This window comes from Halomonas sp. ND22Bw, from assembly GCF_003011945.1.
Taxonomy (GTDB): Bacteria; Pseudomonadota; Gammaproteobacteria; order Pseudomonadales; family Halomonadaceae; genus Halomonas; species Halomonas halophila.
This window is the reverse complement of the sequence record NZ_PXWD01000008.1, coordinates 63,783-83,735: the sequence shown is the minus strand read 5'-3', so window position 1 is coordinate 83,735 and position 19,953 is coordinate 63,783. Positions and strand designations below refer to the sequence as shown.

19 protein-coding genes are annotated in these 19,953 nt (G+C 70.3%); 4 read left to right on the top strand and 15 right to left on the bottom strand.

The window, feature by feature from the left end; translation table 11 throughout:
- Window positions 1-76 precede the first annotated feature (76 nt).
- The 9 genes from murB to CVH10_RS11600 are packed head-to-tail and all read right to left on the bottom strand — an operon-like array spanning window position 77 to window position 8,812.
- Window positions 77-1,093: a UDP-N-acetylmuramate dehydrogenase gene (gene murB, locus CVH10_RS11640; RefSeq protein ID WP_106488767.1), complete on the bottom strand. Its 1,017-nt coding sequence runs from the start codon at window positions 1,091-1,093 to the stop codon at window positions 77-79.
- Entirely contained in the window at window positions 1,090-1,566 is a 477-nt protein-coding gene (locus CVH10_RS11635; protein WP_035599436.1) for a low molecular weight protein-tyrosine-phosphatase, read from the bottom strand. The genes murB and CVH10_RS11635 overlap by 4 nt, the downstream gene beginning before the upstream one ends.
- Window positions 1,566-2,354, bottom strand: a complete 789-nt coding sequence (gene kdsB, locus CVH10_RS11630; RefSeq protein WP_106488766.1) for a 3-deoxy-manno-octulosonate cytidylyltransferase — start codon at window positions 2,352-2,354, stop codon at window positions 1,566-1,568. Before kdsB ends, CVH10_RS11635 begins: the two co-directional genes overlap by 1 nt.
- Window positions 2,355-2,363: 9 nt before the next feature.
- Window positions 2,364-2,567 carry a Trm112 family protein gene (locus CVH10_RS11625; RefSeq protein ID WP_016854367.1) on the bottom strand — a complete coding sequence of 68 codons (204 nt, stop codon included), beginning with the start codon at window positions 2,565-2,567 and terminating at the stop codon, window positions 2,364-2,366.
- Window positions 2,568-2,622: 55 nt separating this feature from the next.
- The gene (gene lpxK, locus CVH10_RS11620) at window positions 2,623-3,621 is read right to left on the bottom strand and encodes a tetraacyldisaccharide 4'-kinase (RefSeq protein WP_106488765.1); all 999 of its coding nucleotides are present in this window, start codon (window positions 3,619-3,621) and stop codon (window positions 2,623-2,625) included.
- A complete protein-coding gene (gene msbA / locus CVH10_RS11615) occupies window positions 3,618-5,363 on the bottom strand; it encodes a lipid A export permease/ATP-binding protein MsbA (RefSeq protein WP_035599429.1) in 1,746 nt (581 codons plus the stop codon). Before msbA ends, lpxK begins: the two co-directional genes overlap by 4 nt.
- A complete protein-coding gene (locus CVH10_RS11610) occupies window positions 5,360-5,782 on the bottom strand; it encodes a biopolymer transporter ExbD (protein ID WP_106488764.1) in 423 nt (140 codons plus the stop codon). Before CVH10_RS11610 ends, msbA begins: the two co-directional genes overlap by 4 nt.
- A complete protein-coding gene (locus tag CVH10_RS11605) occupies window positions 5,779-6,471 on the bottom strand; it encodes a MotA/TolQ/ExbB proton channel family protein (RefSeq protein WP_052052595.1) in 693 nt (230 codons plus the stop codon). The genes CVH10_RS11610 and CVH10_RS11605 overlap by 4 nt, the downstream gene beginning before the upstream one ends.
- Window positions 6,472-6,475: 4 nt before the next feature.
- Window positions 6,476-8,812, bottom strand: a complete 2,337-nt coding sequence (locus tag CVH10_RS11600) for a DNA internalization-related competence protein ComEC/Rec2 (protein WP_106488763.1) — start codon at window positions 8,810-8,812, stop codon at window positions 6,476-6,478.
- A gap of 118 nt (window positions 8,813-8,930) precedes the next feature.
- Between CVH10_RS11600 and CVH10_RS11595 the strand changes: the two genes are divergently transcribed.
- Window positions 8,931-9,476, top strand: coding sequence for a DUF2062 domain-containing protein (locus CVH10_RS11595; protein WP_035599421.1), 546 nt, complete (start codon window positions 8,931-8,933; stop codon window positions 9,474-9,476).
- Between the two features lie 38 nt (window positions 9,477-9,514).
- On the opposite strand, the gene CVH10_RS11590 is transcribed toward CVH10_RS11595, so the two are convergent.
- On the bottom strand, window positions 9,515-10,252 hold the full coding sequence (locus CVH10_RS11590) for an ABC transporter ATP-binding protein (RefSeq protein WP_035599419.1): 738 nt from the start codon (window positions 10,250-10,252) through the stop codon (window positions 9,515-9,517).
- Window positions 10,245-11,486: a lipoprotein-releasing ABC transporter permease subunit gene (locus CVH10_RS11585; RefSeq protein ID WP_035599416.1), complete on the bottom strand. Its 1,242-nt coding sequence runs from the start codon at window positions 11,484-11,486 to the stop codon at window positions 10,245-10,247. Before CVH10_RS11585 ends, CVH10_RS11590 begins: the two co-directional genes overlap by 8 nt.
- Before the next feature lie 233 nt (window positions 11,487-11,719).
- Between CVH10_RS11585 and CVH10_RS11580 the strand changes: the two genes are divergently transcribed.
- The gene (locus tag CVH10_RS11580; RefSeq protein ID WP_106488762.1) at window positions 11,720-12,784 is read left to right on the top strand and encodes an agmatine/peptidylarginine deiminase; all 1,065 of its coding nucleotides are present in this window, start codon (window positions 11,720-11,722) and stop codon (window positions 12,782-12,784) included.
- Complete coding sequence (locus tag CVH10_RS11575) at window positions 12,781-13,683, top strand: carbon-nitrogen hydrolase (protein ID WP_106488761.1); 903 nt, start codon at window positions 12,781-12,783, stop codon at window positions 13,681-13,683. The genes CVH10_RS11580 and CVH10_RS11575 overlap by 4 nt, the downstream gene beginning before the upstream one ends.
- Before the next feature lie 86 nt (window positions 13,684-13,769).
- Here the strand turns inward: CVH10_RS11575 and CVH10_RS11570 are convergent, their stop codons facing one another.
- The 4 genes from CVH10_RS11570 to CVH10_RS11555 form a co-directional block, all read right to left on the bottom strand.
- A complete protein-coding gene (locus tag CVH10_RS11570) occupies window positions 13,770-14,717 on the bottom strand; it encodes a Nudix family hydrolase (RefSeq protein WP_035599407.1) in 948 nt (315 codons plus the stop codon).
- Window positions 14,718-14,806: 89 nt separating this feature from the next.
- Window positions 14,807-16,036 (bottom strand): bifunctional glutamate N-acetyltransferase/amino-acid acetyltransferase ArgJ, encoded by a 1,230-nt coding sequence (argJ, locus tag CVH10_RS11565; RefSeq protein WP_106488760.1) that lies wholly within the window; start codon window positions 16,034-16,036, stop codon window positions 14,807-14,809.
- Window positions 16,037-16,102: 66 nt separating this feature from the next.
- On the bottom strand, window positions 16,103-18,835 hold the full coding sequence (gene secA / locus CVH10_RS11560) for a preprotein translocase subunit SecA (protein WP_106488759.1): 2,733 nt from the start codon (window positions 18,833-18,835) through the stop codon (window positions 16,103-16,105).
- A 56-nt stretch (window positions 18,836-18,891) separates the two neighbouring features.
- Window positions 18,892-19,314 (bottom strand): hypothetical protein, encoded by a 423-nt coding sequence (locus CVH10_RS11555; RefSeq protein ID WP_369335786.1) that lies wholly within the window; start codon window positions 19,312-19,314, stop codon window positions 18,892-18,894.
- 103 nt (window positions 19,315-19,417) lie between these two features.
- Between CVH10_RS11555 and CVH10_RS11550 the strand changes: the two genes are divergently transcribed.
- A complete protein-coding gene (locus tag CVH10_RS11550; protein ID WP_081945697.1) occupies window positions 19,418-19,843 on the top strand; it encodes a DUF721 domain-containing protein in 426 nt (141 codons plus the stop codon).
- Window positions 19,844-19,953 lie beyond the last annotated feature (110 nt).

Below are 19,953 nucleotides of genomic sequence, written 5' to 3'. Positions count from 1 at the left end.
GAAAGACAACGCCCGTGGCAATGGCCACGGGCGTTTTCGTTGGCGTCTACTGAAGGCGCCGAAAGCGCCGATGTCCCTATTCTGTCGCCAGGCGCGGCTCGCGCTCCAGCGTCACGCCGAAGCGCCGCTCCACCGTCTCGGCGACCCGCGCGGCGAAGGCCAGCAGACCGGGCGCATCGCCGCCGCCGTGGTGCACCAGCACCAGGGCCTGGCGGTCGTGGACGCCGAAGGGGCCATCGCGCCAGCCCTTGAGGCCGCAACGATCGATCAGCCAGCCGGCGGCCAGCTTGGTGCGGCCATCCGCCAGCGGAAAGCTCGGCATGTCGGGATACGCCTCGCGCAGCGACGCCGCGCATTCCGACGACACCACCGGGTTCTTGAAGAAGCTGCCGGCATTGCCGAGCACCGCCGGATCCGGCAGTTTCTCGCGCCGCACCGCACAGACGGCCTCGGCCACCTCCAGCGGCGTGGGGGTTTCCCCGACACGACTGGCCAGGTCGCCGTAGCCCAGGCGCGGCTCGGCCTTGCGCGAGACACGCAGCACCAGCCGGGTGATCGCCACCCGCCCGGCCAGGGCGCGCTTGAAGACGCTGTCTCGATAGCCAAAGGCGCACTCGTCGGCCCCCAGCACCGCTTCGCGGCCGTCGTCCAGATGCACCAGATGCACGGCCTCGAGGCGTTCGGCGAGCTCGACGCCGTAGGCGCCGATATTCTGGATCGGCGCCGCCCCGCAGTGCCCGGGAATCAGCGCCAGGTTCTCGAGCCCCCAGAGGCCGCGGGCGGCCAGGGCCATGACCAGCTCGTGCCAGACCACGCCGGCCTCGGTGTGCACCCGCACGCTCCCGTCACCGGTCTCTTCCAGCCACCAGTCGTTCATGGCCATCCGGATGACCAGCCCCGGCTGAAAGGCGGGCAGAATCAGGTTGCTGCCGCCGCCCAGCACCAGGGTCGGCCAGCCGGCTTCCCGGGCCAGCGACAGCGCCCCGCCGAGCTCGGAGGCATTGTCCGGCGCGACGAAGCGCTCGGCGCGACAGCCAAGCCCCAGGGTATTGGCGGCGGTCAGGTCGTGGTCGGCGAGGATGTCCAGGCTCAAGCGCCCTCCTCCAGTCGCCGACGCACGTGCTCGACGAGACCGCGCGAGGCCGCCTCGACCAGGTCCAGCACCTCCTCGAAGCCGTCGTCGCCGCCGTAGTAGGGATCGGGCACGGCGCGATCGGGCAATCCGGCGAAGGACAGGAACAGGCCGACATGGGCATCACTGCCGGCCGGCCGCCGCGCTTCCAGCGCCGCCAGGTTGTCGTGGTCCATGGCCAGCAGGTAGTCGAAACGCTCGAAATCGTCGTCGTCGAGCTGACGGGCCCTCAGGCCGGAGAGATCGAGCCCGCGCGCGGCGGCCGCGGCCTGGGCGCGGGCGTCGGGCGCCTTGCCCGCGTGCCAGGGGCCGATGCCGCAGGAGTCGACCTCGACGCGGCCGGCGAGACCGGCCTCGTCGAGGTGGCGGCGGAACATGCCCTCGGCGGTGGGCGAACGGCAGATATTGCCCAGGCAGACGAACAGCACCCGCATCAGCGCTCCCCCTCGTCGTCGCGGCCTTCCTCCTGCCCCAGGATCTGGCGCACCCGGGCGAGATCCTCGGCGGTGTCCACGCCCGCCGGGTGCGGCTCGCGGGACAGCGCGACCTGGATGGCATGGCCGTGATGCAGCGCCCGCAGCTGCTCAAGCTGCTCGAGCTGCTCCAGCGGCGACGGCGTCCAGTGGCGATACTCGTCGAGGAAGCTCGCCCGGTAGGCATAGAGGCCGATATGGCGCAGCCAGGCATCGGTCTCGAGCAGCTCGGGCCGCGCGGCGAAGGCTTCGCGATCCCAGGGAATCGGCGCACGGGAAAAGTAGAGGGCCCGCCCCGAGAGCGCACGCACCACCTTGACCACGTTGGGATTGAACAGCGTCTCGACGTCGCCGATCGGCTCGGCCAGGGTGGCGATGGAAGCGCCGGGATCGTCCATCAGGCGCGCCGCCACCTGGTCGATCAGGGTCGCCGGCAGCAGCGGCTCGTCACCCTGAACGTTGACCAGCACGGCGTCATCGGCCAGGCCCAGCGTATCGGCCACTTCGGCCAGCCGATCGGTGCCGGAGGGATGATCGTCGCGGGTCATCACCACCTCGGCGCCCAGCGGCGCCATGGCGTCACGAATGCGCGCATCGTCGGTGGCGACCACCACCCGTCCGGCGGCGCTGGCCGAGGCCCGGCGCCAGACGTGGGCCACCATCGGCTCGCCGGCGATGTCGAGCAGCGGCTTGCCCGGCAGCCGGGTCGAGGCGAAGCGCGCCGGAATCACGGCGATGAAGTCCTGCATCTTGCCTCCTCAGCCCTCGGCGCCGGTCGACGGCGGCAGCTTCTCGTCCACGTCGATGGCCCGCGCCTCGTCGGGCAGCATCACCGGGATGCCGTCGCGCACGGGATAGGCCAGGCCGTCATAGCGGCACACCAGCTCGCCGGCCTCACGATCGAAGGCCAGCTTGCCCTTGCACAGCGGGCAGACCAGCATCGCCAGCAGTTGCTTGTCCATCTCTCACGCCTCCAGGGTCAGCATCGGCGACCGCACGCAGGCGGCCGCCAGGAATTCACAGGGTCGCCAGGCGTGCGTCCAGCCAGGCGACGAAATCGGGATCGGGGACTGCCTCCACCTCCAGTACCCAGGCATCGTCCGCGTCCAGACCGCGGCACTTCACCGCATCCTTGGCGGTCATCACCCGTGGGCGGCCGTCGGCGAAGGCCAGATCCTCGGCGGTGAAGCGGTGGTGATCGGCGAAGGGATGCGTCCAGTGGGCGATCCCCAGGCCTTCGAGGGTCTCGAAGAAGCGCGCCGGGCGACCGATACCGGCCACGGCATGCACCGGTTCGACGAAGGGCGCCGGCGCCACCGCCCGGCGCTCGCCGCCGCCCAGCGGGCGCCAGCCGGCGGGCGCCAGGGTCATGCGATAGTGATCGGCCAGCGTCGCGTCGCGTGGTTCGCCGTTGACCAGCACGGCATCCACGGTCTCGAGCCGCTCGGCGGGCTCGCGCAGCGGCCCGGCCGGCAAGCAGTGCCGATTGCCGAGCCCGCGATGACCGTCCACCACCACCAGCTCCAGGTCGCGCCCCAGCGGCAGGTGCTGCAGGCCATCGTCGGCGAGCAGGATGTCGCAGCCTTCCTCCAGCAGCCGCCGGGCGCCTCGCGGGCGGTCCGGGTCGACCACCACCGGCACGCCGGTCTGGTCGGCCAGCATGCGAGGCTCGTCACCGCAGGCCGAGGCCGGGGTATCGGCCTCGACCCGCAACGGATAGCGATCGGCGCGGCCGCCGTAGCCACGGGACAGGATACCGGGCCGCCAGCCGGCCTCGCCCAGGTGGCGCGCCAGCCAGGCCACCAGCGGCGACTTGCCGGTACCGCCGAGGGTGATGTTGCCGACCACGACCACCGGCACCGGGGCCCACCAGGCCTGGCGCCGCCCCTCGGCATAGGCCCGGGCGCGGCGCGCGATCACCCGGCGGTAGAGCGCCTCGAGCGGGCGCAGCGGCCACAGCCACAGCGAACCGGCATAGGCCCCTTCGAGCCAGCGCTCGCCGACGCCACCGCTCATGCCGTCTCGGCGTCCTGGAACTGCAGGCGATGCAGGGCCGCATAGGCGCCCTCGCGGGCCAGCAGCTCAGCGTGGCTGCCCTGCTCGACGATCTCGCCGCCTTCCATCACCAGGATGCGGTCGGCGCGTTCGATGGTGGAGAGCCGGTGGGCGATGACGAAGGTCGTGCGATCGCGGCACACCTCTTCGAGCGCCGCCTGGATGTAGCGCTCGGACTCGGTGTCCAGCGCCGAGGTCGCCTCGTCGAGGATCAGCAGCGGCGCATCCTTGAAGATCGCCCGGGCGATGGCCAGGCGCTGGCGCTGACCACCGGAAAGCATCACCCCGTTCTCGCCGACCACGGTGGCGTAGCCGTCGGGCAGGCGCTCGATGAACTCGTGGGCATGGGCCGCCCGGGCCGCGGCCTCGACCGCCTGCGGGTCGGGATCGTCGATGCCGTAGGCGATGTTGTCGGCAATGGTGGCGTTGAACAGCGTCACCTGCTGCGAGACCAGGGCGATGCTGCGCCGCAACGGCAGCAGCTTGAAGTCCTCGAGCGGCACGCCATCGAGGCAGATCCGCCCCGCGGTGGGCCGGTAGAAGCGCGGCATCAGCCCCATCAGCGTCGACTTGCCGCTGCCGGAGCGGCCCACGATGGCGATCATCTCGCCGGGGGCCACGTCCAGGTCGATGCCCTTGAGCACCTCGGGCTGGTCGGGGCCGTAGGCGAAGCGCACGCCCTCCAGGGTCACGCGGCCCTCGAGGCGGCCCGGCTCGCGGGTGCCACTGTCCTCCTCGGGCGGCACGTCGAGCAGCCCGAACAGCTCGCCGGCGGCGGCGATGCCCTTCTGCACGGTGGCATTGATCTCGGTGAGCTGTCGCACCGGCTTGGCCATCAGCGAGGCCGCGGTGATGAAGGCCACGAACTCGCCGGGGGTCATGTCGTCCAGCATCGCCGGCGACATGGCGAGCCACACCAGCAGCGCCAGCGACAGCGCCACCAGCAGCTGGATCACCGGCGTGCTGGTGGCCTTGGTCAGCGCCTCCTTCATGCTCTGGCGCCGGTTGACCTCGCTGGCCTCGGCGAAACGGGCCTTTTCATATCCCTCGGCACCGTGGGTACGCACCACCCGGTAGCCGGACAGCGCCTCGGAGGCCACATGGGTGACGTCGCCCATGGAATGCTGGATGCGCCGGGAGATGCGCCGGAAACGCTTGCTGGCATAGCTGACCACGCCGCCGATCAGCGGCGTCACGGCCAGGAACAGCAGGGTCAGCATCCAGTTGGTCCACAGCAGGTAGACCACCAGCCCGATCACGAACAGCCCCTCGCGCAGCAGGATGGTGATCGCCTTGGTGCCGGCCCCGGTGACCTGCTCGACGTGATAGGTGACCCGCGACACCATATGTCCCGAGGAATGCTCGTCGAAGAAGCGCCCCGGCAGGTGCAGCATGTGATTGAAGACATCGCAGCGCAGCGCGTGGACCAGGTTGCGGGCCACGTTGCTCATGAAATAGGTGCCGAGGAAGGTGCCCAGCCCGCGAGCGGCGAACATGCCGACCACGAACAGCGGCAGCATCAGGCGAAAGGCGGCATCCGGATTCTGGATGCCGTCGATCAGCCGCTTCATCATCTCGGCCAGCGCCGTGCTGGACGCCGCGTAGATGGCGTAGCCGACGACGGCCAGGGCGAAGGCCTTCCAATGGGGCTTCACATAGCCCAGCAGACGCTTGTAGAGGGTCCAGCCCGAGTGTTCGCTCACGGTGTCTCCGCTTCAGAATGTGTTGCCTTGGCGGTGGCGATGCGCACCCGCCGAATGTCCAGAGCGCCGGCCCGGTCGAGCACCCGCACCACGTCGGCGTGGGCGGCGCGGCCGTCGGCCTCGACCACCAGGCCGTGCTCGCGGGCGCGCGGCGCCGCCTCGGCCAGCGCCGCTTCCAGCGCGCCGGGCGCCAGGGCGCGATCGCCCAGGCGATACGCACCCTCGGGGGTGACCACCACGGTGACCGGCGAGGCCTCGGCGGCCACGCCGGTCTCGCTCTCGGGCAGCACCAGTTCGAGCGCCTGCCGGGTCTCGAAGGTCGTGGACACCATGAAGAAGATCAGCAGCAGGAACACCACGTCGATCAGCGGGGTCAGGTTGACCTCCACCGCCTCGCGTCGCCTGCGCGGTACCCTCATGGGCGCCCGGCTCCCGCCAGCGGATCCGGGTCCGCGGTCCGGGAGTCCGCCGTCGCCTCATGGCGCTCGGCCAGGGTCAGTTCGCCGTCGTGATGGGCCAGGAACTCCACCACCTGGCCGGCCTGTTCCTCGATGCACACCGTGATGTCCTCGACCCGCCGCTGAAAGTAGCGGTGGAACATCAGCGCGGGAATCGCCACCGTCAGGCCCGCCGCGGTGGTCACCAGCGCCCGGGAGATGCCGCCGGCCAGATCCGCGGTGCGTTCGCCGCCATCGTTCGACACGAGCACCGCGAACACCTCGATCATGCCCACCACGGTGCCCAGCAGGCCGAGCAGCGGCGTGATCGAGGCGATGGTGCCGAGCGGGCTGAGGAAGCGTTCCATGTCGTGGACCACCGCGGTGGCAGCCTCCTGGAAACGCGCCCGCACCTGCTCGTGGCCGAGCCGGGCGTTACGCAGCCCGGCCGCCAGCACGCCGCCCAGCGGCGAATGGCTCTCCAGCCAGTAGAGGTTGACCTGGCCGCGAGCCACCAGCGTGCAGACTTCCTCGCCGAGCCCCCTCGGCGCGATGCGCGAGGCGCGCAGCGCCCACAGGCGTTCGACGACGATCACCACCGCCACCAGCGAACAGCCGAGCAGCGGCAGCATCAGCCAGCCCCCGGCGATCAGGGCCTCCATCAGGGTCATGGGGTCACCTCCCTCGAGCAGTCACCGGCGCCTCCGGCGTCATTGCAGGCGATTCTAACGCAAGGCACCCGCGTCCGACACCGCCGCGCCGCCAGGCCGCCGGGCGCGCGGGCTCGACCCGCCCCTCCCCGCCCAGCCACAGGGTGACGGCGCCGTCCTGGGCCGTGTTCCACAGACAGCTGCCGAGTCGCCGAAAGCGACGCACCACCGACGCCGCGGGGTGGCCGAAACGGTTGTCCCGGCCCGCGCTGAAGATCACCTGTCGTGGCCTGACGGCGGCCAGGAAACCGGGACTGGAGCTGGTCGCGCTGCCGTGATGCCCGGCCACCAGCGCCTCGATGGGCCCCTCGAGCCACGCCAAGAGTTCATGTTCCACCCGCACGCCGGCATCGCCGGTGATCAACAGCCGCTGCTGGCCCGCGGTGATCAGCAGCACGCAGGAGCCATCGTTGGCGGACAGCCCCGCGGCCCCCGCGGGCGGCCAGAGCACGCGAAAATCCACCCCGTCACGCTGCCAGGCCAGCCCCGACACGCAGGGCTCCGTCGCCACCGGCAGCGCGCTGCCCGGCGGCGCCAGGTAGCGCCCGACGGAATGCTCCATCATCAGCGCCTCGACGCCGCCGGCATGATCGAGATCGGCGTGGCTGACGATGACATCGTCGAAGCGTTGCCCCTCGGGCCACAGCGTCGACAGGGGCATGAAGCCGGAGGGGAAGCGCGGCCCCGTGTCGATCAGCGCCCGGTAGCGGGCGGTGCGCAGGGCCACCAGCTGCCCCTGCCCCACGTCATGGACGCGCACCCGCACCTCGCCGGGCGCCGGCGAGGATGGCGACAACCCGAGCGTACCGCAGGCCAGCAGCAGCGCGGTGCCGGCCAGGCGCAATCGCCCGGCGAGGCCCGGTAGCCCCCACAGCAGGCCGATCAGGACCAGCGCCACGCCCAACGCCTGAGCCACGGCCGGCGTCGGCGCCTGCAGCGGCGCGAGGCGTGCCGCTGTCTCGAGCCCGAGGGCTAGCCCCTCCGCCAGCGTGCCGAACGCGGACCAGGCGAGTTCCGCCAGCGGCGGCATCCAGGCCAGGGCCCAGCCCGCCAGCCCCAGCGGTACCATGACGCTGCCGACGAGCGGCACGGCCACCAGGTTGACCAGCGGCGCCGCCGGTGCGAGGCGATCGAAGGCCAGCAGCACCGCCCCCGCCATCACCGGCGCCAGCAGCAGCTGGCTGCGCACCAGGGCCCACAGCCAGCCGCGCCACCCTCTGGGGCGAGGCCGTCCCTGCCAGATCAGGATCAGCCAGGCCACGGCGCCGAACGACAGCCAGCCGCCGGGGCGCCAGACCGCCAGCGGATCGAGGATCACCACCAGGGCCAGCGCCAGCCACCAGGCCTGCCAGGGCCCGGGCGCATGTCGCCCGCTGGCCACCCAGAGCCCCACCAGGGCCATGATCATCGCCCGCATCGCCGGCGGCTCGAGCCCCGCCAGCCAGGCGTAGGCCGCCGCCGCCACCCCGGCGGCCCACCAGGGCCAGATCGCCATCCGCCAGCGACCCGGGGCGACGAGCCGCGACAGCCCGCGCGACAGCCACAGGGCCACGCCGGCCACCAGGCCGACATGCAATCCGGAAATGACCATCAGATGGGTAGTGCCACTGGCGTTGAGTAGCGCCCAGTCGTCATCGGTCAGTCGTTCGCCGACGCCCAGGGTCAGCGCCGCCAGCCAGCGCGTCGTGCGCGGGGAGAGATCACGCTCATCGAGCCGGTCGAGGGCCCATCGACGAATCGAGCCGCCGGACGCCTCGAGACGCGCCGGTGGCGGCGCCTCGCGCACGTAGCCGGTGGCGTGGATGCCCTCCCGGCGCAGCCAGGCGCGATAGTCGAAGGCATCCGGATTGGCGAAACCCGCGGGCGGACGCAGCCGGACGGTCAGGCGCCAACGCTCGCCGACGCTCATGACCGGCGCGTCGTAGGCATTGAGCCGCACCCGCGACAGCCGATCGCAGCGCGGCAGGCCCGCGGCCAGCGGCTCACAGTCGCTCACCGCCAGGGTCAGTCGCGTCAGGCCCCCCTCCCGGACCACCGACGTCAATCGCCCCTCCACGGCCAGATCCTGGCGTGTCAGCCCGTCGGGCAGCTCGCCGCCGCGCATCACGCTCAGCTGGCCGGCGACCAGCGCGACCATCGACAGCAGCAGCACCAGGCGCCAGCGGCAAGCCGCCAGCCCGACCAGCAGAGACAGGCCCACGGCCTGAGGCCAGGCGGTGAAGGCGCCCTGGTCGGCGAGGGCACCGATCAGCGTGCCGAGGAGGGCCGCCAGCGCGAGCGGCAGGGCCTGTCCGGTTGCCATGGGCATCATCCCTGGAGCGCCCGCGACAGCATGACGGCCAGGCGTTGAGCGACGCCATGGCGAGGGAGCGGGCTTGTATGGATAATAGCGCGCATACCGAAGCCGCGAGCCCATCCCCATGCCGCGCCGTCTCCTGCAGCGCTACCTGCCCCATCCCGAGACCCTCAGGCGCCAGCGCTCACTGCGCTTCTTGAGCCACCTGATCGGTAACCCCTCGCTGTGGATGCTGTCGCGCCGCAGCGTGGCCAATGCGTTCTTCGTCGGGCTGTTCTGCGCGCTGCTGCCGATTCCCGGGCAGATGGTGCTGGCCGCCCTGGGCGCCTGGGCGCTGCGCGCCAACCTGCCCCTGTCGATCGGCCTGGTATGGATCACCAACCCCCTGACCATGCCGCTGATCTTCTACGGCAACTATCGGTTGGGCGCCTGGCTGCTGGACCTGCCCGCCCGGGAGGCCCCCACCCGCCTGTCCACCGAATGGATCGCCACTCAGATGATCGACGCCCTGCCGGCGCTGGCGGCGGGCTCGCTGGTGGCGGCCATCCTGGCCGGCCTCCTGGGTAGCGTGGCGATTCGCCTGGCCTGGCGCTGGCAGGTCTCGCGCAGCTGGAAACGTCGAGCGCGGCGCCGCCGGGACCGGCTGGGCGACCGCGCTCGAGAAAGATAATCGCGCCGAGAAAGGTCGACAGCCGGCCCGCCCGCGCCTCAGGCGGCGGGCGCGTCCTGGGTCAGGCGACCCGCGTCGAGGCGCAGCACCCGGTCCTGATGGGCGGCGAGGCTCGGATCGTGGGTCACGATCACGAAGGCACAGGCGGCGCTGGCGGACAGCTCATCCATCAGCCCCAGGATACTGGCGGCGGTGGTCTGATCGAGGTTGCCGGTGGGCTCGTCCATCAGCACCAGGCTCGGGTCGGTGACCAGCGCCCGGGCGATGGCCACCCGCTGCCGCTCGCCGCCGGAGAGCTCGCCGGGCTTGTGGTCGGCCCGTTCGGCCACGCCCACCCGCTCCAGCAGCGTAAGCGCCCTGGCCTCGGCCTCCTTCTTCCGATGGCCACGCACGATCAGCGGCAGCGCGGCGTTCTCCACGGCGGTGAACTCGGCCAGCAGGTGGTGAAACTGGTAGACGAAGCCGATGTGCCGATTGCGAAAGCGCCCCAGGGCGGCGTTGCCCAGCTCGTGCAGCGCCTGCCCGGCGATGCGCACCTCGCCGCGGCTGGGATGATCCAGCCCGCCCAGCAGGTTGAGCAGCGTGGTCTTGCCGGAGCCGGAACTGCCGACCACCGCCACCCGTTCGCCGGCGCGCACCTCGAGCGCCAGCTCGTCGAGCACGGTGAGATCGCGCGGCCCCTCGCGATAGACGCGGGTCAGGCGGTCGCAGGCCAGCATCACCTCACGCCCTGAGGCCGGACGGTCGATCTCCTGGGTCATGGCGGGATCATTCATAGCGAAGCACCTCGGCAGGCTGCACCCGGGCCGCGCGCCAGGCCGGGTAGAGGGTCGACAGGAAGGTCAGCACGAAGGCCGCGGAGACGATCTGGCCCACGTCGGACCACAGCAGCTGCGAGGGCAGCTCGCTGATGAAATAGACGCCGGCATCGAGGAAGTGGATGCCGAAGGCCGACTCGACGAAGGCCAGGATGTCGGAGACGGTCAGCGCCAGCAGCACGCCGAGCCCCACCCCGATCAGGATGCCGATCACCCCGATCGCCAGCCCCTGGACCATGAAGATGCCCATGATCGAGCGCGGCGTGGCACCGATGGTGCGCAGGATGGCGATGTCGGCATGCTTGTCGGTGACCACCATCACCAGGGTCGAGACGATGTTGAAGGCCGCCACGGCGATGATCACCGTCAGCAGCAGCGCGATCATGCGCTTCTCCATCTGGATCGCCTGGAACAGGTTGCCCCGGGTATAGGTCCAGTCCAGACCGCGATAGCCCGGCCCCAGGTCGTCGATGATCGCGCGGGTCACGCTGCCGGCCTGGAAGAGGTCGTCGAGCTCCAGGCGCAGCCCGCCCACGTCGCTGCCCATGCGCGCCAGGGTCTGCATGTCGGCGATGTTGGCGTAGGCGAGGCTGGCATCGAGGTCGGCGCCGACGCTGAAGATGCCGCTGACGGTGAAGCGCTTGAGGCGCGGGAAGACGCCGGCCGGCGTGATCGAGGCCTCGGGCACCAGCAGGGTCACCCGATCGCCCACCGTCACCCCGAGCTGGCGTGCCAGCATCGAGCCCAGCACCACGTTCCACTCGCCGGGCTGGAGGTCGTCGAGGCTTCCCCGCTCCATGTGCTCGTCGACGATCGAGACGCGCTTCTCCCACTCGGGCTCGATGCCGTTCACCATGGCGCCGTTGTTGCGACCGCCCACCGAGAACATGCCCTGCTGCTGGATATAGGGCGCCGCCCCGATGACGTGCTCGCGCTGCTGGAGGCGTTCGGCCAGCGGCTGCCAGTCGGTGAGCCCGGAGGGCACCTCGATGCGAGTGTGCGGCACCATGCCCAGCACCCGCTCGCGCAGCTCGCGATCGAAGCCGTTCATCACGGACAGCACGAGAATCAACACCGCCACGCCCAGGGTCAGGCCCAGCATGGAGGTCAGGGAAATGAAGGAGATGAAGTGGTTGCGTCGCTTGGCCCGCACGTAGCGCAACCCGATCAGGAGAGGCAGACGATCCAGCATTTGAGCATTCCTTGTCGGCGGGCGCTCATGGTACGTGTTTTTGGCCGGCCCTGCATCGGGGAGGCAAGGCTTGCACGATGACTGCACCTTGCCGGCTCGACGACGCGGAAAAACGCCCGACAGAGGCATGATCCCCGGGTTCGCCGCCCGCGGAGCCGACGTCCTCGTCGGACTTGCATCCCGACGCACCGCCCCCTACATTGCGCCGGATTCCTTCATCGAGGAGGCCTGCCATGGCCGTCTGCCTGCTCCCCGAATGGCATCCCCAGGATGCCGTGCAACTGACCTGGCCGAGTCCCGACAGCGACTGGGCGCCGCTGCTGGCGAACATCGAGGCGACCCTCGAGACCCTGGCAGTGGCCATCGCCCGCTACCAGCCGGTACTGATCGCCGTGCCGGAGGACGCCACCCGCACCCGGCTGGCCGAGGCCTTCCATCATCGCGGCGTCTCCGCCGAGCGCCTCATTCTCCAGGTCGCCGAGGCCGACGACACCTGGGCCCGGGACCACGGCCCGCTCACCGTCGAACGTGACGGCGAGCTCGTGCTGCTCGACTACGTCTTCACCGGCTGGGGCGGCAAGTTCCCGGCCAGCCGCGACGACAGCCTGACCCGCCGCCTCGCCGCGGCCGGCGTCTTCGCCGCGCCGCTGGTCTCCCACGACCTGGTGCTCGAAGGCGGCGCCCTGGAGAGCGACGGCCAGGGCACCCTGCTGACCACCGGGGCCTGCCTGCTCAACGACAACCGCAACCCGCACCTCGACCGGGCCGCCATCGAGGCGCGGCTGGCCGAGCAGCTGGGCGCCGAGCGGGTGCTGTGGCTCGCCCATGGCCATCTGGAAGGCGACGACACCGACAGCCACGTGGACACCCTGGCCCGGTTCTGCGACCCGCGGACCATCGCCTACGTGCGCTGCGACGACGACACCGACCCGCACCATCCGGCGCTGGCCGCCATGGAGGACGAGCTGCGCGCGCTGCGCCGCGCCGACGGCGAGCCCTACCGGCTGATCCCGCTGCCCTGGCCCGCGCCCTGCTTCGACGCCGAGGACGGTCGCCGCCTGCCGGCCACCTACGCCAACTTCCTGATCATCAACGGCGCGGTGCTGGTGCCCATCTACGGCGACGCCGCCGATGCGCGCGCCCTCACCGCCCTGGCCGAGGCCTTCCCGGACCGCGACATCGTGCCCATCGACTGCAGCACCGTGATCCGCCAGCATGGCAGCCTGCACTGCCTGACCATGCAGCTGCCCCGCGGCACCCTGACCGGGGCTCGCCGCCATGAAGGAGAGACATCATGACCCGCACCCTCAAGGTCGGCCTGGTCCAGCAGCCGGCCTGGCCCGACAAGGCCCGGAGCCTGGCCGAGAGCGAGGCCGGCATCCGCGAACTGGCCGGCGCCGGCGCCCAGCTGGTGATGCTGCAGGAGCTGCACGCCACCCACTACTTCTGCCAGTTCGAGGACACCGCGCTGTTCGACCTGTCCGAGCCGCTGGACGGCCCCACCGGCCAGCGGCTGGCGGCGCTGGCCGCCGAGCTCGACATCGTGCTGGTGGGCTCGCTGTTCGAGCGCCGTGCCCCGGGCCTCTACCACAACACCGCCGTGGTCTATGACGGTGGCCACGGCCGGGTCGGCCAGTATCGCAAGATGCACATCCCCGACGATCCGGGCTTCTTTGAAAAGTTCTACTTCACCCCGGGCGATCATGACGCCGCTCGCGAGGAGGGCTTCACCCCCATCGACACCTCGCTGGGCCGCCTCGGCCTGCTGGTGTGCTGGGACCAGTGGTATCCGGAAGCCGCGCGCCTGATGGCCCTGGCCGGCGCCGACCTGCTGCTCTACCCCACCGCCATCGGCTGGGACCCGCAGGACGATGACGACGAGAAGGCACGCCAGAAGGACGCCTGGACGCTGATCCAGCGCAGCCATGCGGTGGCCAACGGCCTGCCGGTGGTGGTGGCCAACCGGGTCGGCCACGAGAGCGACCACTCCGGCATCGGCCCGGGCATCGACTTCTGGGGCGGCAGCTTCATCTGCGGCCCCCAGGGCGAACTGCTCGCCCACGCCGGCCAGCAGGCCGAGCGGCTGCTGGTGACCCTGGACATGGAGCGCGGCGAGGCGGTGCGACGCATCTGGCCCTATCTGCGCGACCGGCGTGTCGACGCCTATGGCGACCTGACCCGCCGTTATCGGGACTAGCGGCACGTCGAGCGCCTGAAATTGCCTGAAGCAAAAGAAAACCCCGAAGGACTGTCCTTCGGGGTTTTCTTGTCGCTCGGCGCCGATTACTTCCAGAAGTCGCGAATCGAGGCGATGCCCTGGGCGCCCACGGCGCGGGCATGATTGGCGTCGAAGCGGGTCATGCCACCCAGCGCGAACACCGGCATGCCGGCATGCTCGACCAGCTGCTGGAAATCGTGCCAGCCGATCGGCGCCACTTCCGGATGCGAAGGCGTGGTGCGCAGCGGCGACAGGGTCGCGAAGTCGCAGCCGACGCGATGGGCCTGGTCCAGCTGCTCGCGGTCGTGGGTCGAGGCCGAGAGCCACTTGCCCTCGGGCAGCGGACGACGATCCAGGCTCATCAGCCGCGCGCTGGTCAGATGGATGCCGTCGGCATCCACCTGGTCGAGCAGCTCGGGCTCGCCGTTGAGCATCAGCCGCGCACCGTGACGACGGCATACCGCCAGGGCCTGCTCGGCGCGAGCCAGGTAGCCCTCGCGGTCCAGATCCTTGGCCCGCAGCTGCACCATGCGCACGCCATCCTCGACCAGCGCCCGCTCCAGCCGTGACAGGAACACTGACTCGTCCTCTTCCTCGGCGGTGATCAGGTACTCGGTGGGCAGCATCACCGCGCGAAGGATCGGCACGTTGGCCGCCGGGAAGGGATAGTTGAACAGCTCCTCCATCGGCACCCAGCGCACCGCCTGCCCCTCGCGCCCGAAGGGCTCGCCGGCGAAGTCGTGGACCTGCCAGACGTCGAGCAGAATGTGTTTGTCGGTGTACTCGTGGTGGATGCGGATCAGCGGCTGGGCGCGATGAATCTCCACCCCCAGCTCCTCGTGCAACTCGCGCTTGAGAGCCTCGAGGCCCGTTTCATAGGGCGCCAGCTTGCCACCGGGGAACTCCCAGAGGCCGCCTTGATCGACGTTGGACGGGCGCCGGGCGAGCAGCACCTCACGACCATCGGCGCTGATGATGGCGGCGGCCGCCACATGCACCCTTCTCTTGACCATTGCGTTCATTCACCTTATCCCACTTGTCCCCGCGCCGACGCGCGGGGGATTGCTCTCTTGATGCGAACCGGGAACGCCGGGCCCCGCGCTCAGCTGCGGTAATCGGCGTTGATGGCGACGTATTCCCGGGTCAGATCCGTGGTCCAGACGGTGGCGCTGCGCTCGCCGCGCCCCAGGTCGATGCGGATCGCGATCTCCTCGCGGGCCATGACCTCGCTGCCGGCCTCCTCGGTGTAGCCGGCGGCCCGGCCGCCGTTCTCCACCAGGCGCACCTCGCCGAGGTCGATCACCACGCGCTCGACGTCGAAGTCCTCCAGCGGCGCCCGCCCCACGGCGGCGAGGATCCGGCCCCAGTTGGCGTCGCTGGCGGCCAGTGCGGTCTTGACCAGCGGCGAGTGAGCCACGGTGAAGGCCACGTCCAATGCCTCCTGACGCGTCACCGCGCCATCGACCTGCAGGCCGACGAACTTGGTGGCGCCCTCGCCGTCACGCACGATGGCCTGGGCAAGCTCGATCATCAGCCGGTCGAGCGCCTCGCGGAACACCGCCAGGCGTCGGTCATCGTCGATGGCCGCGCCGCGGCCGGTGGCGATCAGCATGCAGGCATCGTTGGTCGAGGTATCGCCGTCCACCGTGATGCAGTTGAAGGAGCGCTCCACGGCCTCGCGCAGCAGCTCATCCAGCAGCGCCGGGGCGATGGCCGCATCGGTGGCCACGAAGGCCAGCATGGTGGCCATGTTGGGCTTGATCATCCCCGAGCCCTTGCTGATGCCGTTGAGGGTGACGGTCTCGTCACCCAGCGGCACGGTCACGCTGGCCCCCTTGGGCCGGGTGTCGGTGGTGAGGATGCCCTCGCCGGCCGCGGCCCAGCCCGCTGCGCTCTCGTCGAGGCAGCGCAGCGCCTCGGGCAGGCCGCCCAGCAGCCGCTCCATGGGCAGCGTCTCGCCGATCACGCCGGTGGAGAACGGCAGCACGCGGGAGGCCTCCACCCCGGCCAGGCCACCCAGCTCGGCGCAGGTGGCCCGCGCGTCACGCAGCCCGGTCTCGCCGGTGCCGGCGTTGGCGTTGCCGGTGTTGATCACCAGGTAGCGCGGCGCCTCGCCGTGCAGGGTGCAGGCCGCCAGGTGCTCTCGGGCCACGGTCACCGGGGCCGCACAGAAGGCATTGCGCGTGAAGCTGCCCGCCACGGCGGCGCCCTCGGGCACCTCGATCACCACCAGGTCACGGCGATCGGCGGCCTTGATCCCGGCCCGGGCCGTGCCCAGGCGCACCCCATCGATCACCGGCATCTCGGGAAAGCTTGCAGGGCCCACTGCCATCGTCTGTCTCCTGTATGAATTCGCTTGGCGGGGCCGGCGCGGCACGCTCGCCCGGCCCCCGACCGATCAGCTCAGCTTGCCGCAGCACTGCTTGAACTTCTTGCCCGAACCGCAGGGGCACGGGTCGTTGCGTCCGACCTTGGGGCCCTCGCGGCGCTGGGGGCGGGCCTCTCCGGCCGGCGCCGCGGCGGCGGCCTGCTCGGTGTCCGCCTCGGCCCCTTCGGGCGCGTCGTGGCGGCTGGCCGCGGCCGCCTTCTCGCGCTCCAGCGACTCGCGCCGCTGGCGTTCCAGGGCCTCGACCTCTTCCGGCTGACGCACCTTGACGTGACTGAGGATACGCGTGACGTCGGACTTGATGTTGGTCAGCAGCGTCTGGAACAGCTCGAAGGACTCGCGCTTGTACTCCTGCTTGGGGTTCTTCTGGGCGTAGCCACGCAGGTGGATGCCCCGGCGCAGGTGGTCCATGGACTGCAGGTGTTCCTTCCAGCGGGTGTCCAGCACCTGCAGCATGACCTGCTTCTCGAAGCGACGCATCAGCTCGGCACCGGCGATCTCGACCTTCTCGTCGTAGGCCTGGCGATGCATCTCGTGGAGACGCTCACGCAGCTGCTCCTCATGGAAGCGCTGGTCTTCCTCGGCCCACTGCTGTACCGGCGCCTCGAGGTTGAACTCGGTCTTGAGGTGATCTTCCAGGCCGGCCAGGTCCCACTGCTCGGGCAGGCTCTGCGGCGGCACGAACTCGCTGATCGCCTCGTCGAGCACCTCGGCGCGGATGCCGATGACGTTCTCGGAGACGTCGTCGGCGGCCAGGATCTCGTTGCGCTGCTCGTAGATGACCCGGCGCTGATCGTTGGCCACGTCATCGTACTCGAGCAGCTGCTTGCGAATGTCGAAGTTGCGACCCTCGACCTTCTTCTGGGCGCGCTCCACGGCGTTGGAGACCATCTTGTGCTCGATCGCCTCGCCGCGCTCCAGGCCCAGGGCCTGCATCAGCTTCTGCACGCGCTCGGAGCCGAACAGCCGCATCAGGTTGTCTTCCAGCGACAGGAAGAAGCGCGTCGATCCCGGGTCGCCCTGGCGGCCGGAACGGCCGCGCAGCTGGTTGTCGATGCGCCGCGACTCGTGACGCTCGGAGCCGATCACGTGCAGGCCGCCGGCCGCGAGCACCGCCTCGTGGCGCTCCTGCCATTCGGCCTTGAGGCGCTCGATCTGGTCCTCGCTCGGCGACTCGAGCTGTGCGGCCTCGGCCTCCCAGTTGCCGCCCAGCACGATGTCGGTACCACGGCCGGCCATGTTGGTGGCGATGGTGATGGCCCCGGGACGCCCGGCCTGGGCGATGATCTGCGCCTCGCTCTGGTGCTGCTTGGCGTTGAGCACGTTGAAGCGGATACCCGCCCGCTTCATCAGCTCGGCCAGGTACTCGGAGGTCTCGATGGAGGCGGTACCCACCAGCACCGGACGACCGGCCTCGGTCTGGACCTTGACGTCCTCGATGATGGCCTCGAACTTCTCCTCGGCGCTGAGATACACCAGGTCGTTCTGGTCCTTGCGCGCCAGCGGCCGGTTGGTGGGAATCACCACCACGTCCAGGCCATAGATCTGGCGGAACTCGAAGGCCTCGGTATCGGCGGTACCGGTCATGCCGGACAGCTTGTCGTAGAGGCGGAAGTAGTTCTGGAAGGTCGTGGAGGCCAGCGTCTGGCTCTCGCGCTGGACGGTCACTCCCTCCTTGGCCTCGACCGCCTGGTGCAGGCCCTCGGACCAGCGCCGACCCGGCATGGAGCGACCGGTATGCTCGTCGACGATGACCACCTGGCCGTCGCTGATGATGTAGTCGACGTCACGCTGGTAGAGATGGCGGGCGCGTAGCGCCGAATGCATGTGCTGGAGCAGGTTGAGGTTCTGAGCGGCGTAGAGGGAATCCTCCTCGCCGAGCAGGCCCTCGTCGCGCATCAGCTGCTCGACCTTGTGATGGCCACCCTCGGTGAGCTCGACCTGCTTCTGCTTCTCGTCGAGGGTGAAGTCACCGCTCTCCGGGTCCTCTTCATCGGTGCAGGGCGCCAGGTGGATCGCCAGCCGGTCGACGACCTTGTACAGCTCGGTGTTCTCGTCCACGGCACCGGAGATGATCAGCGGCGTGCGCGCCTCGTCGATCAGGATGGAATCCACCTCGTCGACGATGGCGTAGTGCAGCCCGCGCTGAACCTTGTCCTCCAGCGAGAAGGCCATGTTGTCGCGCAGGTAGTCGAAGCCGAACTCGTTGTTGGTGCCGTAGGTGATGTCGCAGCCGTAGGCCTCGCGCTTCTCCTCGGGGGTCTGGCCGGCATAGATGGTGCCGACGGTCAGGCCCAGGAATTCGTAGAGGGGGCGCATCCAGTCGGCATCGCGGCGCGCCAGGTAGTCGTTGACCGTGACCACGTGCACGCCCTTGCCGGGCAGGGCGTTGAGGTAGACGGCCAGGGTCGCGACCAGGGTCTTGCCCTCGCCGGTCTTCATCTCGGCGATGCGACCGCCGTTCAGGGTGATGCCGCCGATCATCTGGACGTCGAAGTGACGCATGCCCATCACCCGCTTGCTGGCCTCGCGCACGGTGGCGAAGGCCTCGGGCATCAGGCTGTCGACGGACTCGCCGCCGTCCAGGCGCTCGCGAAAATCGGCGGTGCGCGCCTGGAGCGCGGCGTCGTCGAGGGTCTCGAGATCCTTCTCAAGGGCATTGATGCGGGCCACGGTGCGGCCCATGCGCTTGACTTCGCGGTCGTTCTTGGAACCGACGACCTTGCGTAACAGGTTGTTGATCATGAAGGGTCCATCGCTGGGGTGCTCAAGGCCGGGACGCACTCCCGGCCGCTCGTCGTTCAGGCGAGAAGCACCCGCGGCGGCCCGCGGCGGGTCAGGACATCATGCGCCGCCACGGCCCGCTGCCGAGGCGCGACGCGGGGCAGGCGCAGCGCGAGCCGGCCGGCACGGCGAGGAAGGGGGCGGACCGGCCAGCGGCGCCGGGCGCGCCGGCGTGCCTGGAGGCGAGAGCTGGCCCGGATCAGCGCCGGCGCCAGAATGCAGACCTGGATCACGCGCTCGACCGGCGTCGCCGCCCCTAGCGGCGACAGCCCCGCCGGCAGCAGGCAACCGACCAGCAGGCCGGCCAGCCACCAGCGCGGCGTCCGGCGGCCCGACGGACGGCGCTCCACCGAGGCATGCTCGGCGGGCGCTGACGGACCTGTCTCCGCGGTAAGGCTGTCCATGCTGTCGAGGGACTCCCGTGCCTGTGCTAGGCTCATGCGTTCCAAGGCCGTCGACGACACGGTCGACGATTCCCCACCCGGGCCGGACCCGAGAATCAAGCTGATGAGTATAAAGGTTAAGCGGTGGCGAGCCCAGCCCATGTCCCAGGTGCTGAACGGTCGCGGTGAGCTGGGTAACCTGATGCGGCGGGCCCGACTGATCGAACAGGCCCAGCAGCATCTGCGCGACCACCTGCCGAGCGAGCTCGGCGAGCATCTGTTCGTGGGCGGCTTCCACCAGGGGCGATTGACGGTCATCACCGACCGCGCCGTGTGGCTGACCCGGCTGCGCTACGAGCAGTCGCGCCTGCTGTCGCTGCTTCACGAACTCCCGGGCTTCGCCGCGGTGACCGGCTTCGACTTCAAGGTCCGCCCGGTACGCCCGGCCAAGGTGCCGCCACGCCAGACACGCCACCTGCCTGCGCACGCCGCCGACGAGCTCTCGAGCTGCGCCGCCGACGTCGAGGACCCGACGCTCAAGCGCGCCCTGGAACGCCTCGCCTCCCACGCGGAACGCGACCCCTGACGCACCACATCCTCCCGGCCACGAGAAAGGCCCGCCAGGAACTGGCGGGCCTTTCTTCTACCGAGCTTGTGATCGAGCCTCAACCATCGAGCCCCTCACCATCGAACGGG

Bases quoted from the DNA above. Each gene is read 5' to 3' on its own strand.
- CVH10_RS11635 (WP_035599436.1), bottom strand. From the start codon at position 1,566: ATGCGGGTGCTGTTCGTCTGCCTGGGCAATATCTGCCGTTCGCCCACC.
- kdsB (WP_106488766.1), bottom strand. From the start codon at position 2,354: ATGCAGGACTTCATCGCCGTGATTCCGGCGCGCTTCGCCTCGACCCGG.
- CVH10_RS11625 (WP_016854367.1), bottom strand. From the start codon at position 2,567: ATGGACAAGCAACTGCTGGCGATGCTGGTCTGCCCGCTGTGCAAGGGC.
- lpxK (WP_106488765.1), bottom strand. From the start codon at position 3,621: ATGAGCGGTGGCGTCGGCGAGCGCTGGCTCGAAGGGGCCTATGCCGGT.
- CVH10_RS11610 (WP_106488764.1), bottom strand. From the start codon at position 5,782: ATGAGGGTACCGCGCAGGCGACGCGAGGCGGTGGAGGTCAACCTGACC.
- CVH10_RS11605 (WP_052052595.1), bottom strand. From the start codon at position 6,471: ATGACCCTGATGGAGGCCCTGATCGCCGGGGGCTGGCTGATGCTGCCG.
- CVH10_RS11600 (WP_106488763.1), bottom strand. From the start codon at position 8,812: ATGGCAACCGGACAGGCCCTGCCGCTCGCGCTGGCGGCCCTCCTCGGC.
- CVH10_RS11595 (WP_035599421.1), top strand. From the start codon at position 8,931: ATGCCGCGCCGTCTCCTGCAGCGCTACCTGCCCCATCCCGAGACCCTC.
- CVH10_RS11590 (WP_035599419.1), bottom strand. From the start codon at position 10,252: ATGAATGATCCCGCCATGACCCAGGAGATCGACCGTCCGGCCTCAGGG.
- CVH10_RS11585 (WP_035599416.1), bottom strand. From the start codon at position 11,486: ATGCTGGATCGTCTGCCTCTCCTGATCGGGTTGCGCTACGTGCGGGCC.
- CVH10_RS11580 (WP_106488762.1), top strand. From the start codon at position 11,720: ATGGCCGTCTGCCTGCTCCCCGAATGGCATCCCCAGGATGCCGTGCAA.
- CVH10_RS11575 (WP_106488761.1), top strand. From the start codon at position 12,781: ATGACCCGCACCCTCAAGGTCGGCCTGGTCCAGCAGCCGGCCTGGCCC.
- CVH10_RS11570 (WP_035599407.1), bottom strand. From the start codon at position 14,717: ATGGTCAAGAGAAGGGTGCATGTGGCGGCCGCCGCCATCATCAGCGCC.
- argJ (WP_106488760.1), bottom strand. From the start codon at position 16,036: ATGGCAGTGGGCCCTGCAAGCTTTCCCGAGATGCCGGTGATCGATGGG.
- secA (WP_106488759.1), bottom strand. From the start codon at position 18,835: ATGATCAACAACCTGTTACGCAAGGTCGTCGGTTCCAAGAACGACCGC.
- CVH10_RS11555 (WP_369335786.1), bottom strand. From the start codon at position 19,314: ATGAGCCTAGCACAGGCACGGGAGTCCCTCGACAGCATGGACAGCCTT.
- CVH10_RS11550 (WP_081945697.1), top strand. From the start codon at position 19,418: ATGTCCCAGGTGCTGAACGGTCGCGGTGAGCTGGGTAACCTGATGCGG.